This is a genomic window from Blautia sp. LMAG:89, from assembly GCF_008679485.1.
Taxonomy (GTDB): Bacteria; Bacillota; Clostridia; order Lachnospirales; family Lachnospiraceae; genus Blautia_A; species Blautia_A fusiformis.
The window spans coordinates 524567-537754 of the sequence record NZ_NANC01000004.1 but is presented as its reverse complement, the minus strand read 5'-3'; the positions used below and the strand labels follow the sequence as shown (position 1 = coordinate 537754).

Genomic DNA, 13188 nt, shown 5'->3' with positions numbered 1-13188 from the left:
AAGAAAAATGGCACTTAGAACAATCCGTGTACAGGGGGATTCTGTACTGACAAAAAAATCCCGGACAGTAGACAAAATGACACCGAGGATCGGGGAACTGATCACAGATATGCTGGATACTATGTATGATGCAATGGGTGTTGGCCTCGCCGCACCACAGGTAGGAATCCTGAAACGTATCGTTGTCATCGATGTAGGTGAGGGCCCGATCGTGCTGATCAATCCGGAGATCCTTGAGACAAGCGGCGAGCAGACCGGTGACGAGGGATGCCTGAGCGTTCCGGGAATGGCAGGACAGGTAACACGTCCGAACTATGTGAAGGTAAAAGCACTTGATGTAAATATGAACGAACAGATCTACGAGGGAGAGGGCCTTCTGGCAAGAGCGTTCTGTCATGAGATTGACCATCTGGATGGAAAAATGTATACAGAACTTGTGGAGGGAGAACTTCACAAGGTAACTTATGATGAAGAAGACTAAAGGCGGGATACTATGAAGATTATTTATATGGGAACTCCGGACTTTGCGGTGGCGCCTCTTGCAGCACTGGCAGAGAACGGATATGAAGTGGAGGCTGTGATCACACAGCCGGACAAACCGAAGGGCAGAGGCAAAACTATGATGCCTACTCCTGTAAAAGAAGAAGCACTGAAACACGGGATCCCGGTACTGCAGCCGGTGAAGGTAAGAAATCCTGAATTTGTGGAAGAACTGAAAAATCTTGCACCGGACATCATCATTGTTGCGGCATTCGGGCAGATCATTCCAAAGAGTATCCTGGATATGCCGAGATTCGGATGTATCAATATCCATGCGTCTCTGCTTCCTAAATATCGTGGAGCTGCACCGATCCAGCAGGCGGTGATCGACGGTGAAAAAGAATCCGGCGTTACCATTATGCAGATGGGAACCGGTCTGGATACCGGTGATATGATTTCCAGGATCGTGGTTCCGCTTGCCAAAGATGAGACAGGTGGAAGCTTGTTTGATAAGCTCGCACAGGCAGGTGCAGAGCTTCTGGTACAGACTTTACCGTCCATTTTTGACGGAACTGCAACCCGCGAGAAACAGCCGGAGGAGAGTCCAACACCATATGCTGCCATGATCTCCAAAAAAATGGGGCTTCTGGATTTCAGCAAAAATGCGGAAGCGCTGGAGCGTCTGGTAAGAGGCCTTGATCCATGGCCAAGCGCTTTTACCTTTATCAATGGAAAAACATTGAAGGTCTGGAAGAGCTCTGTTCTGGAAAAACAGGCACAGGAAGCACCGGGAACTGTGATAGCCGCTGACAAAGGAGGAATCCAGGTAGCATGCGGCCAGAAGGTACTCGTGCTCCATGAAGTGCAGCTGGAAGGCAAAAAACGCATGGAAACGGATGCGTTCCTTCGGGGATATCAGTTGAAACCAGGAGACATGTTCAGAGATTCCAGGGAGTGATGAGTTATGTACGGATATGGTTATTACGGATGGGGAATGGACCCCACGATTCTTTTGCTCGTGATCGGAATGCTTCTTTCTCTTGCGGCATCCGCGAAGCTGCGCAGTACCTTTGCAGTCTATAAAAAGGTCCGGAGCCATTCAGGTATCACCGGTGCGGAAGCTGCACAGAGGATCCTGAGAGCGGCTGGGATCACAGACGTACAGGTGGTTCCAATCCGCGGAAGTCTTACGGATCACTATGATCCGAGAACGAAAACGGTTTCCCTTTCAGAAGATATTTATGGAAGAAATTCTCTGGCGGCTGTGGGGGTGGCAGCACATGAATGTGGCCATGCGATCCAGGATGCGATCAATTATGCACCACTGAATATCCGTTCAGCCATTGTACCTGCCGCAAATATTGGTTCCCAGCTTTCATGGCCGCTGTTTATCGCAGGACTGATCTTTTCCATTGATCCGCTGGTAACTCTGGGAATTGTTTTGTTTTCACTGGCAGTACTGTTTCAGCTGGTGACACTTCCGGTTGAGATCAATGCGTCTTCCAGAGCGCTTAAAATGCTGGAAAGTACAGGTATCTTAGGTGCAGATGAAAAAAAGGGTGCAAGAAAAGTACTTACAGCGGCAGCGCTTACCTATGTAGCAGCTCTGGCGGCATCTATTCTGCAGCTTCTGAGACTGATTATCCTTGCAGGAGGTAGAGATCGTGATTAGCAGCGGAGTAAATACCAGAGAACTGATCCTTGAGATCCTGTTACAGATCGAGGAGGAGGGTGAGCACAGCCATATTGCGATTCGGAATGCGCTTTCCAAATATCAGTTTCTTCCGAAACAGGAACGTAGCTTTATTACAAGAGTATGTGAGGGAACCCTGGAATACAGGATCTATATTGATTATGTCATCGATTCTTTTTCCAAGGTTTCTGTAAACAAGATGAAACCGCAGATCCGCGAGATCCTGAGAAGTGCGGTATATCAGTTGAAATTTATGGACAGTGTTCCGGACAGTGCAGTATGCAATGAAGCGGTAAAGCTGGCACAGCGAAAAGGCTTTTATAATCTAAAGCCCTTTGTCAACGGGGTGCTCCGTACGATCGCAAGAGAGATCGGTGATCTGGAGCTTCCTTCCAGGGAAGAAAACGAAGTCCGTTATCTTTCCGTGAAATATTCCATGCCGGAATATCTGGTAGAAAAATGGAAAGCAGCCTACGGAGTGAAGACTACGGAGAGGATCCTGGAGGATTTTCTGACAGAAAGACCGATCACAGTACGGTGCCGTACTCATAAGGCGTCTCTGAGAGAAATCGTCACCAGTCTGAAGTCTCAGGGAGTGACAGTAGAACAGGCTCCTTATCTTCCCTATGCACTGAAGATTTCCGATTACAATCATATTCTGACACTTGAGACCTTCCTTCAGGGAAAGATCCTGGTGCAGGATGTAAGCTCTATGCTTGTAGCGGAAGCTGCAAGTCCGAAAAAAGGTGACCATATCATCGACATGTGCGCTGCACCAGGTGGAAAAAGCATCCATGCGGCAGACAAAATGGGGGATTACGGAAATGTGGATGCCAGAGATGTAAGTCAGTATAAGGCAGATCTTATCAAAGAAAACATCCACAGGACCGGAGTGATCAATGTGGAAGCCAGAGTTCAGGATGCAACGGTATATGATCCGGATTCCGAACAGGCTGCGGATATTGTGATCGCGGATGTACCGTGCTCCGGTTATGGTGTTATCGGCAAGAAACCGGAAATCAAATACCGGGCAACTCCGCAGAAACAGGAAGAGATCGTAATGCTCCAGAGAATGATCCTGGATAAGGCTGCAAAGTATGTGAAACCGGATGGAACGCTGATCTTCAGCACATGTACCATTGCCCGGGAAGAAAACGAAGAAAATGTATTATGGTTTTTAAAGAACTATCCGTACCGGCTGGAAAGCCTGGATCCGTATATTCCGGAGGAACTGCACTGTAAATCCACAAAGCTTGGCTATCTGCAGCTTCTGCCGGGAATACATAAGACGGATGGATTCTTTATTGCCAGATTCAGAAGGAAATAACAGAAAATGACAGATGTAAAATCCATGACCATGGAGGAATTGAAGGAATTCATGACAAAGATCGGTGAAAAGCCTTTCAGGGCGAAACAGATCTATGCATGGCTTCACCAGCAGCTGGTTACCTCCTGGGATGAAATGACAAATCTTTCCAAAAGCCTCAGGGAAAAGCTTTCGGCTTATCCGATCACAGCGCTGACCCAGGCAGATGTAAGGATCTCAAAAATTGACGGAACCAGAAAATATCTGTTCCGGCTGGAAGATGGAAATGTGATCGAGAGTGTTCTCATGCGGTATCACCACGGAAATTCTGTGTGCATTTCTTCTCAGGTGGGCTGCCGTATGGGATGCAGATTCTGTGCATCTACCATCGGAGGACTGACCAGATGCCTGAAACCGTCCGAGATGCTGGATCAGATTTACCGTATCCAGGCAGATACCGGTGAACGTGTGGCCAATGTAGTTGTGATGGGAACCGGTGAGCCGATGGATAATTATGACAATCTTGTCCGTTTTGTCCGGATCCTTACCGACGAAAACGGTCTTGGGATCAGTCAGAGAAATGTGACGGTTTCTACCTGTGGGATCGTGCCGAAGATGTATGATCTGGCTGAAGAAAAGCTTCAGATCACTCTGGCACTTTCCCTTCATGCTCCAAATGATGAAAAACGACAGGAACTGATGCCGATCGCGAATAAGTATTCTATGGATGAGGTTCTGGATGCCTGCAGAAATTATTTTGACAAAACAGGCCGAAGGATCACCTTTGAGTACAGTCTTGTAGCCGGCGTCAACGACAGTGAAGAAGATGCGAGACAGCTGGCAGGCCGTATAAAAGGCATCAATTGCCATGTAAATCTGATTCCGGTCAATCCCATCAAGGAACGCTCCTATGTGAGGTCTACTCGACAGGCTGTGGAGAATTTCAAAATAAAACTTGAAAAATACGGAATTAATGTTACTATTAGAAGGGAAATGGGCAGCGATATCGACGGTGCCTGTGGACAGCTAAGAAAAAGTTACATGGAAAAAACAGAAAGCGAGAAGTGACATGAGGATATACTCAGCTACTGATGTAGGGCAGAAGCGGAAGATGAATCAGGATTACGTGTTTGCATCTGAAGGTCCGGTTGGAAATCTGCCTAATCTTTTCACAGTCGCGGACGGAATGGGCGGACATAACGCCGGTGACTATGCATCCTCACATGCAGTACGGATCCTTGTGGATGAAATCCGTGAAGATGCGGATTACAATCCTGTGAAGGTTATTCGTCATGCGATCGAAGCTGCGAACACGGAGATCAGAAACCGTGCGCAGGAAGACGAAAACCTCCGGGGCATGGGAACCACTATGGTGGTGGCGACTATTGTAGATCAGTATGCCTATGTAGCCAATGTGGGTGACAGCCGTTTATATGTGATCCAGGACGGGATCCGCCAGGTCACCAGAGATCATTCCCTGGTACAGGAAATGGTGAGAATGGGCGAGATCAGCGAAGCGGAAGCACGGAATCATCCGGATAAGAACATCATTACAAGGGCACTTGGCGCGGAGAAAACGGTGGATGTGGATTTCTTTGATCTGAAACTTGAAAAAGGATGTACGATCCTGATGTGTTCAGACGGTCTCAGCAATATGGTTGAAGATGAGAAGATCCAGGAGATCATATCCGATCCGGAAGCAGATATTGATCAGAAGGGCAGTGCGCTCCTTCGGGAAGCAAATCAGAATGGTGGTAAGGATAATATTGCAGTCGTACTGGTAGAGCCATTCACGAATGAGGTGGAAGCATGTTGAAGACGGGAATGATCATAGCCGAGCGCTATGAGATCGTAGGAAAAATCGGAACTGGCGGAATGGCAGATGTCTATAAAGCTATGGACCATAAGCTGAACCGTTTTGTTGCCGTGAAGGTCCTGAAACCGGAGTTTCGGGAAGACACCACGTTTATAAAGAAATTCAGAAGTGAGGCCCAGGCGGCAGCTGGTCTTACACATCCGAATATCGTCAATGTATTTGACGTAGGAGATGACGGCGGTGTTTATTACATTGTTATGGAACTGATCGAGGGTATCACTCTGAAGGAATACATCTCCAAGAAGGGAAAGCTTTCCATTAAAGAGGCTACAAGTATCGCAATCCAGGTTTCTATGGGTCTGGAGGCGGCACACAGCCATGGTATCGTTCACAGAGATGTGAAACCCCAGAATATCATTATCTCCACAGATGGTAAAGTAAAGGTGACAGACTTTGGAATTGCCAGAGCTGCATCTTCCAATACGATCAGCTCCAATGTAATGGGATCTGTACATTACAGCTCACCTGAGCAGGTGAGAGGCGGATACAGCGATGAGAAGAGCGATATCTATTCTCTTGGAATCACACTGTATGAGATGGTTACAGGAAGAGTTCCTTTTGACGGAGATACCACTGTGGCGATCGCTATCAAGCATCTGCAGGAAGAGATGGTTCCGCCAAGTGTTTATACACCGGACCTTCCGTACAGTCTGGAGCAGATCATTCTGAAATGTACACAGAAAAGTGTAGATCGTCGTTACAGCCGTATGGAGGATGTGATCGCAGACCTGAAGCATTCTCTGATCGATCCCCAGGGTGATTTTGTAAAGCTTACTACAGTTGACAACGATGCCAAGACGGTTGTGATCTCAGAAGAAGAGCTTGGTGAGATCAAACATACACCGAAGCAGATCACAAAACCGGAGATCACCGCACTTGAGGAAGAAAAATACGACGATAACGATTACGATGATGCAGAGGAAGAATACAGACCGAGATCCGAGCATAGATCCGGAAAGAAAAAGAAGCATCATGGTTCCGGAAGAGGCTTGACGATTGCGGCACTGATCGGCGGGGCAGTCCTTCTGATCGTTCTTGTGGTAGTGCTTGGACGTGCCGCAGGACTGTTTGGAACCGGCAGCAGCGGAGCTGCAGACAGCAGCAAGGCAGAAGCGAAGCAGGAATCAGCAGCTGACGGTCTGGCAACCGTTCCTGATCTTGTAGGCAAGACAGAGGAAGAGGCTAAAACACTTGCAAACGATGCACATCTGGGTGTCCAGATGGCCGGTGAGGAGGCATCCGATCAGGAAAAAGGCAGGATCTCCCGTCAGGAGACAGCGGCGGGAACACAGGTTGAAGCCAATACAACTGTGAAATACTGGGTAAGCACCGGAACAGCACAGATTACGATCCCGGATCTGGATGGACGTACAGGAATCGATGCACAGCAGACTCTGGAAGATCTTGGACTTCAGGTAAATGTCCAGAAAGAATACAGCGACACAGATGACAACGGATATGCACTGGTAGATCCGGGATATGTTTACAATGTCGAGCCGGCAGCAGGTACTTCTGTGCAGGCAGGCTCTTCTGTAACACTGACAGTCAGTCGAGGGGTTGATTATGGCGATAATGCTGAGGTTCCGAGTGTTGTAGGAATGACCAAGGATGATGCGCTTACTACTTTAGGTAAATTTATTGATATCCAGATAACAGAACAGCAGAGTACAGAAGCTGCAGGTACAGTTATCGCACAGGATCCGGAAGCCTATGCGGCAGCAGACCCGGATCAGCCGATCAGCATTACTATCAGCTCCGGTGACAAGGCTCCATCCACAGACAGCGCAGCATCTGCAGATAGTACAGCATCTACAGACAGTACAGCATCTACAGACAGCACAGCATCTGCGGACAGCACAGTATCCACAACTACATCTACAGCAGATGTCAATGCAAACACAGGCTGGAAATGTACACAGACACTGGATACTCCGTCCGGCTATAATGGAGGCGCGATCCGTCTGGAATTGATCCAGGACGTAAACGGTGAGCCTAAGGCATCCACCATCATTGATGGACAGAATATCAGCTTCCCGTATCAGCTTGATATCTCAGGTGCTGAGGGCGTTACCTCAGGAACCATCTATCTCTATGAAGAGGTAGACGGGGATTATCAGCAGCTTGGAACCTACACGGTTACATTCAAGAAAGCTGAGTGATCATGCAGGGAAAGATAATCAAAGGTATTGCCGGATTCTACTACGTATATGCAGAAGACGGCAATACATATGAATGCAGAGCCAAGGGAATTTTCCGTAAGGATAAATTCAAGCCTCTGGTAGGTGACAATGTGGACATTACAGTTCTGGATGAAAAGGAACTGGAGGGAAGTGTGACGGAGATCCACAAACGGAAGAATTCTCTGATCCGTCCGGCTGTGGCCAATGTAGATCAGGCACTGGTGATATTTGCCATGGATAATCCGAAGCCGAACTTCATGCTTCTGGATCGTTTCCTCATTATGATGGAGAGGGAAGGTGTTCCGGCAGTCATCTGTTTTAACAAAAAAGATCTGGCAACAACGGAAGAACTGGAATTTCTCTATGAAACATACCAGAGCTGCGGCTATCAGGTGATCCTGTCAAGTGCCCTGAAGGGAGAAGGACTCGACGAGATCGAAGAAGTGCTTCAGGGCAGGACAACTGTGGTTGCCGGCCCATCCGGCGTGGGAAAATCTTCTCTTACAAATTCCCTCCAGGAAGAAGTGGAGATGGAAACCGGTGAGATCAGCCGTAAGCTGAAACGGGGAAAACATACTACGCGCCATGCACAGATCATACCGGTGGCACAGGATACATTCCTTGTGGATACGCCGGGATTTTCCTCCTTATATATTGAAAATATGGAGGAGCAGGAACTGAAGGATTACTTTCCAGAGTTCCGAAGATATGAAGGACAGTGCCGCTTTCAGGGGTGCCGTCACATACATGAACCGGGCTGCGCTGTTAAGGAAGCCCTTGAGAACAATGAGATCAGCAGACTCCGATATGAAGATTATCTGGAGCTGCACCAGGAATTAAAAGAGAAAAGGAGATACTGAGTCATGGAATACCGATTGTGCCCGTCGATCTTATCAGCAGATTTTAACAGACTGGGAGAACAGATCAAAATTCTGGAAAAGGAAGGCGTTGAATATCTGCATATTGATGTTATGGATGGAGATTTTGTTCCCAGCATTTCTTTTGGAATGCCGGTGATCAAATCGATCCGGAAAGAATCCAACATGTTTTTCGACGTACATTTGATGGTAACAGAACCGGAAAGATATATCCGCGATTTTGTAGAATGCGGAGCAGATTCCATTACTGTACATGCGGAGGCATGTGAGGATCTGGAGCGTACACTGGAGCAGATCAGGGCAGCAGGGGTAAAGGCGGCAGTTTCGATCAAGCCATCCACACCGGTAAATGACATCAGCCATCTTCTTGAAGATGTGGATATGGTGCTGATAATGACTGTTCAGCCAGGATTTGGCGGACAGAAATACATGGACGAATGCACGGAGAAGATCCAGGAGCTTCGTGAGCTTATTGATGAAGAAGAGCTGGATGTTGATATCCAGGTAGATGGTGGTATCAATGATGATACACTGGAGACGGTTATGCGTGCCGGTGCAAACCTCATGGTCGCAGGTTCCTGGGTATTTAAGGGCGATGTGGCAGCCAATGTAAGACACATTACAGAAAAAATCCACAATATCAAAAAAGAGCTGGACTGAAAATGATCGATACAATAATAATCAGCGGGGGCAATATCCAGAATGGTTTTGCCCTCGATTTTTTAAAAAAAAGAATAGAAGAAAGCCGAGGAGAGAAAATCACTCTTGTTGCTGCAGATAAGGGGATGGAATGGTTTATGAAAAACCGGGAATTTATTCCGGATCTTGCAATTGGGGATTTTGACAGTCTTTCCGAAGAAGGCCAAAAATATATGGAAAGCCTGAAGGGACCGGAGATCATCAGGCTGAAGCCAGAGAAGGATGATTCGGATACACAGTCTGCGGTAAACCAGATGATCCGCAAGGGTGCAAAGGATATCCTGATCCTGGGAGCTACCGGCACAAGGCTGGATCATGTGCTGGCGAATCTGGGACTGCTTTCCATGGGTAAGGAACAGGGCGTTCGTATTGCGATCGCAGATCAGTGGAATTATATCACACTTGCAGAAAGCGGAACCATACTGCACAGAGAGGAGCAGTTTGGAAAATATGTTTCATTCTTTACTGTGGGAGGTGATGTGACAGGCCTCACTCTGAAGGGATTTAAGTATCCGCTGAACGGATATCATCTGACAGTAGAAGACAGTGGCCTGACCGTCAGCAATGAGATTTCGGAAGAAACCGCAGAGATCCTGTATGAAAGCGGGCAGCTTCTGATGATCATGTCCAGGGACTGACAGTAACAATAAATGCCTCACAGTTGCGATTTCAGGCTGTGTATGGTAATATGGGACAGGAATGGCCTGAAAAACGGAAAGGCCTGTTTAAAGAGTATCTGAAAAATACTGTAAATAAATATATCGAAAGGACGTATATAGAGAGATGAAATTAGGAATCGTAGGTCTTCCTAACGTAGGAAAAAGTACATTATTCAATTCACTGACAAAAGCCGGAGCAGAATCCGCAAACTATCCATTCTGTACTATCGACCCCAATGTGGGTGTTGTAACCGTTCCGGATGAGAGACTGAATCTTCTCGGAGATTTTTATAAATCAAAAAAAGTAACACCGGCAGTGATCGAATTCGTCGATATTGCAGGTCTTGTAAAAGGCGCATCTAAGGGAGAGGGACTTGGAAACCAGTTCCTTGCAAATATCCGTGAGGTAGATGCTATCGTTCACGTGGTACGCTGCTTTGAGGATTCCAATGTTGTTCATGTAGATGGAAGCATTGATCCGCTCCGCGATATCGAGACTATTAATCTGGAGCTTGTTTTCTCTGATCTTGAGATCCTCGAGAGAAGAATTGCCAAGGTTACCAAGACTGCACGTATGGATAAGGAAGCTGCCAAAGAGCTTGCATTCCTTGAAAAAGTAAAGGCGCATCTGGAAGAGGGACAGCTTGCCATTACTCTGGAAACAGAGAACGAAGATGAGGATGCATGGCTTGCAACCTATAATCTTCTTACTGCAAAACCGGTGATCTATGCGGCTAACGTTGCAGAGGATGATATCGCAGATGATGGGGCGAACAATCAGTATGTACAGGCAGTACGTGAATACGCTGCCAAACAGAACAGCGAGGTATTTGTGATCTGTGCGCAGATCGAGGAGGAGATCTCCGAACTGGATGAGGATGAGAGAAAGATGTTCCTTGAGGATCTGGGACTGACAGAATCCGGCCTGGAGAAGCTGGTGCGCGCAAGCTATCACCTTCTTGGCCTTATGAGCTTCCTGACAGCAGGAGAGGATGAGACAAGAGCATGGACCATCAAGATCGGAACCAAGGCACCGCAGGCAGCAGGTAAGATCCACACAGACTTTGAACGTGGATTTATCAAAGCAGAGGTTGTGAATTATCAGGATCTTCTGGATTGCGGTTCCTATGCAGGTGCCAGAGAGAAGGGCCTTGTACGTATGGAAGGAAAAGAGTACGTTGTACAGGACGGAGATGTGATCTTATTCAGATTTAACGTGTGATCACCAACGTCTGTGAAATACCGGCTGTAAGCTGAAAAATTATAACAGGTGATTTTATGGATATGTCAATTCGGTTTCCCGGATTAGATCTGGTTTTGGATCATGTGCCGAGATCCTTTGAGATCTTTGGCTTTGAGATCACGATCTATGGCGTCCTGATCGCGATAGGAATGCTTCTGGGAATCTTTTTTGTGGTACTGGAAGCCAGAAGAAATCATGAAGATCCGGATGCATATCTGGATCTGGCCATCATAACGCTGCTTTCCGGTGTGGCAGGGGCGAGGCTGCTTTATGCGGCTTTTTCCTGGAGCCTTTATAAAAATGATCCGGGACAGCTTCTGAATATACGGTCCGGAGGACTTATGTTTTATGGCGGACTTCTGGGCGGTGTGCTGGGTGGTGCGGTCTACTGCAGGATCCGAAAGAAATCCTTCTGGCAGATGGCAGATCTTGCCTGCATGGGACTTCTGGTCGGGCAGATAATAGGAAAGTGGGGAAGCTTTTTTAACAGAGAATCTTTCGGGGAATATGCAGACAACATTTTTTCCATGCAGCTGCCGCTGACTGCGGTACGGGCAGGAGAGGTCACCACGGCTATGCGTGAAAAGCTTCAAACCGTGGACGGTGGTACCTGGATTTTGGTACAGCCCTTGTTTTTCTATGAAAGTCTCTGGTGTCTGCTTGTGCTTTTGGTGCTTATGATGCTGCTTCGCAAAAAAGTATTCCAGGGAGAGATCTTTCTGAGATATCTGGCGAGCTATGGTCTGGGAAGAGCAGTGATCCAGTGGTTCCGCACAGATAAAATACTGTTTCCGGGAACCGGCGTGGATGTTTCACTGGTGATCTCGGTAATACTTTTTGTTTTTTGCACCGTGGTAGTTGCAGTGAAACGCGTGATGTCCAGAAAGCGGGCAAAAGTACGGATGAGAAGGATCGAGAAAGATCAGCAGGCAGAGAAAGAAGCGGAACAGCAACGGGAAAATGTAGCAGAGAATCTGGAAACAGAGACTGTACAGGGAGAAAAAAATGGATCAGAACGAGATACAGAAGAAAGAGGAAGCTTTTCGGAAAGCGTCACTTTTGCAGCAGCTGCAGGAGGAACGGAAGAAGCTGGACAGCCAGATCAGGAGCAGGAGCGATCTTCTGAAGAATCTGGAGGCCAGCCAAAGAGTTGACCGTATTCTGGAATTATATTACGGAAACTGAGATCAAACAGATATAGGATACAGATGCTTTTGTCTGATGGATCAGAATATAGGATAGGATACCGGCATTTGGCTGATAAGAGCAGCAGAAAACTGCCCTGCAGGAAAAACGTCTTCTACGACGTTTCCGGCAGGGCAGTTTTTGTGCTGTGCAGTAGGAATATATCAGTACATCTTTCGGAAATCCAGAGGAGTTGTGCCTGTGACTTTACGGAACATGGCGATAAAGTGGCTGGCATCGGAAAATCCGGAAGCACCGGCAACATCCTGAATCTTCATATCCGGTCTGGAAAGCAGAAGCTCACGTGCGCGGCTGATGCGGTACATGGTAACGTACTCGTAAACCGAGCAGCCCATAAAACGGCGGAACAGACGGGAAAGATACTGCGGAGAGACAAAAACGCTCCGGCTCAGCTGCGCTGCAGTGATATCCTGCTGATAACCGGTTTCGATTTCTTTTATTACCGGGATCACATATCTCTGGTAGAGAGGATTATCCTGTATCTTCGGAGAAGCTGCACAGTCTGTAAAATTCATAAGAAAATTATAGCAGTCGGAAGAAAGAGATTTCATATCCGGTGTGGGCTGATGATATTTACGCAAGGTAGAAGAAATCATTTTCCGGATACTGGCTCCTTGTTCCTTTTCGATAAGGATCACTTCCTGGTTGTCTGTCATGGAAGGAATGCTGCCTGCCAGTGTTCCTGTGAAGGTGGCAAACATCGTGGTCCAGGAAGTAGACTCCCTGTGATAGGAATGAGGGACACCGGGGGCGATGAGGATGCCCTCGTTGGCTCCGAGAGTATAAAATTTTCCACGGACTTCAATGCGTCCGGTACCCTTTTCAGTCTGGAGGTAATGATAATACGGATATCCGTCCGGACGGAAGATATTAACCTGATTCCAGTGGTTCCCAAGAGATTCAAACATGAAGGGAGCACTGACCGGAGTGTTTCTGAAATAGATCGACATGATATTCACCTGTTTCTA

General features: G+C 47.4%; 13 protein-coding genes. 12 read left to right on the top strand and 1 reads right to left on the bottom strand.

Translation table 11 applies throughout. The features are described from left to right. Positions 1–7 precede the first annotated feature (7 nt). The 12 genes from def (at position 8) to lgt (ending at position 12168) form a co-directional block, all read left to right on the top strand. Positions 8–481 carry a peptide deformylase gene (gene def, locus CCC70_RS06505; protein WP_021651614.1) on the top strand — a complete coding sequence of 158 codons (474 nt, stop codon included), beginning with the start codon at positions 8–10 and terminating at the stop codon, positions 479–481. Positions 482–493: 12 nt separating this feature from the next. Further along, on the top strand, positions 494–1438 hold the full coding sequence (fmt, locus tag CCC70_RS06500; RefSeq protein WP_287084479.1) for a methionyl-tRNA formyltransferase: 945 nt from the start codon (positions 494–496) through the stop codon (positions 1436–1438). Positions 1439–1444: 6 nt separating this feature from the next. Further along, positions 1445–2152: a zinc metallopeptidase gene (locus tag CCC70_RS06495; protein WP_015526118.1), complete on the top strand. Its 708-nt coding sequence runs from the start codon at positions 1445–1447 to the stop codon at positions 2150–2152. Further along, positions 2148–3500: a 16S rRNA (cytosine(967)-C(5))-methyltransferase RsmB gene (rsmB, locus tag CCC70_RS06490; RefSeq protein ID WP_287084700.1), complete on the top strand. Its 1353-nt coding sequence runs from the start codon at positions 2148–2150 to the stop codon at positions 3498–3500. The genes CCC70_RS06495 and rsmB overlap by 5 nt, the downstream gene beginning before the upstream one ends. A 6-nt stretch (positions 3501–3506) precedes the next feature. Continuing rightward, entirely contained in the window at positions 3507–4547 is a 1041-nt protein-coding gene (gene rlmN / locus CCC70_RS06485; RefSeq protein WP_118368809.1) for a 23S rRNA (adenine(2503)-C(2))-methyltransferase RlmN, read from the top strand. Position 4548: 1 nt separating this feature from the next. Beyond that, the gene (locus CCC70_RS06480; protein WP_021651617.1) at positions 4549–5295 is read left to right on the top strand and encodes a Stp1/IreP family PP2C-type Ser/Thr phosphatase; all 747 of its coding nucleotides are present in this window, start codon (positions 4549–4551) and stop codon (positions 5293–5295) included. Beyond that, the gene (pknB, locus tag CCC70_RS06475; RefSeq protein ID WP_287084477.1) at positions 5289–7514 is read left to right on the top strand and encodes a Stk1 family PASTA domain-containing Ser/Thr kinase; all 2226 of its coding nucleotides are present in this window, start codon (positions 5289–5291) and stop codon (positions 7512–7514) included. The genes CCC70_RS06480 and pknB overlap by 7 nt, the downstream gene beginning before the upstream one ends. Before the next feature lie 2 nt (positions 7515–7516). Next, entirely contained in the window at positions 7517–8395 is an 879-nt protein-coding gene (gene rsgA / locus CCC70_RS06470; protein WP_021651619.1) for a ribosome small subunit-dependent GTPase A, read from the top strand. A 3-nt stretch (positions 8396–8398) separates the two neighbouring features. After that, positions 8399–9073, top strand: a complete 675-nt coding sequence (gene rpe / locus CCC70_RS06465; protein WP_015526113.1) for a ribulose-phosphate 3-epimerase — start codon at positions 8399–8401, stop codon at positions 9071–9073. A 2-nt stretch (positions 9074–9075) separates the two neighbouring features. Next, on the top strand, positions 9076–9750 hold the full coding sequence (locus CCC70_RS06460; protein ID WP_022426885.1) for a thiamine diphosphokinase: 675 nt from the start codon (positions 9076–9078) through the stop codon (positions 9748–9750). 145 nt (positions 9751–9895) lie between these two features. Further along, the gene (gene ychF / locus CCC70_RS06455; protein WP_044961563.1) at positions 9896–10993 is read left to right on the top strand and encodes a redox-regulated ATPase YchF; all 1098 of its coding nucleotides are present in this window, start codon (positions 9896–9898) and stop codon (positions 10991–10993) included. A 62-nt stretch (positions 10994–11055) separates the two neighbouring features. Then, positions 11056–12168, top strand: coding sequence for a prolipoprotein diacylglyceryl transferase (gene lgt / locus CCC70_RS06450; RefSeq protein ID WP_287084475.1), 1113 nt, complete (start codon positions 11056–11058; stop codon positions 12166–12168). Positions 12169–12363: 195 nt separating this feature from the next. On the opposite strand, the gene CCC70_RS06445 is transcribed toward lgt, so the two are convergent. Beyond that, positions 12364–13170, bottom strand: coding sequence for a helix-turn-helix domain-containing protein (locus tag CCC70_RS06445; protein WP_015526109.1), 807 nt, complete (start codon positions 13168–13170; stop codon positions 12364–12366). Positions 13171–13188: the final 18 nt, after the last annotated feature.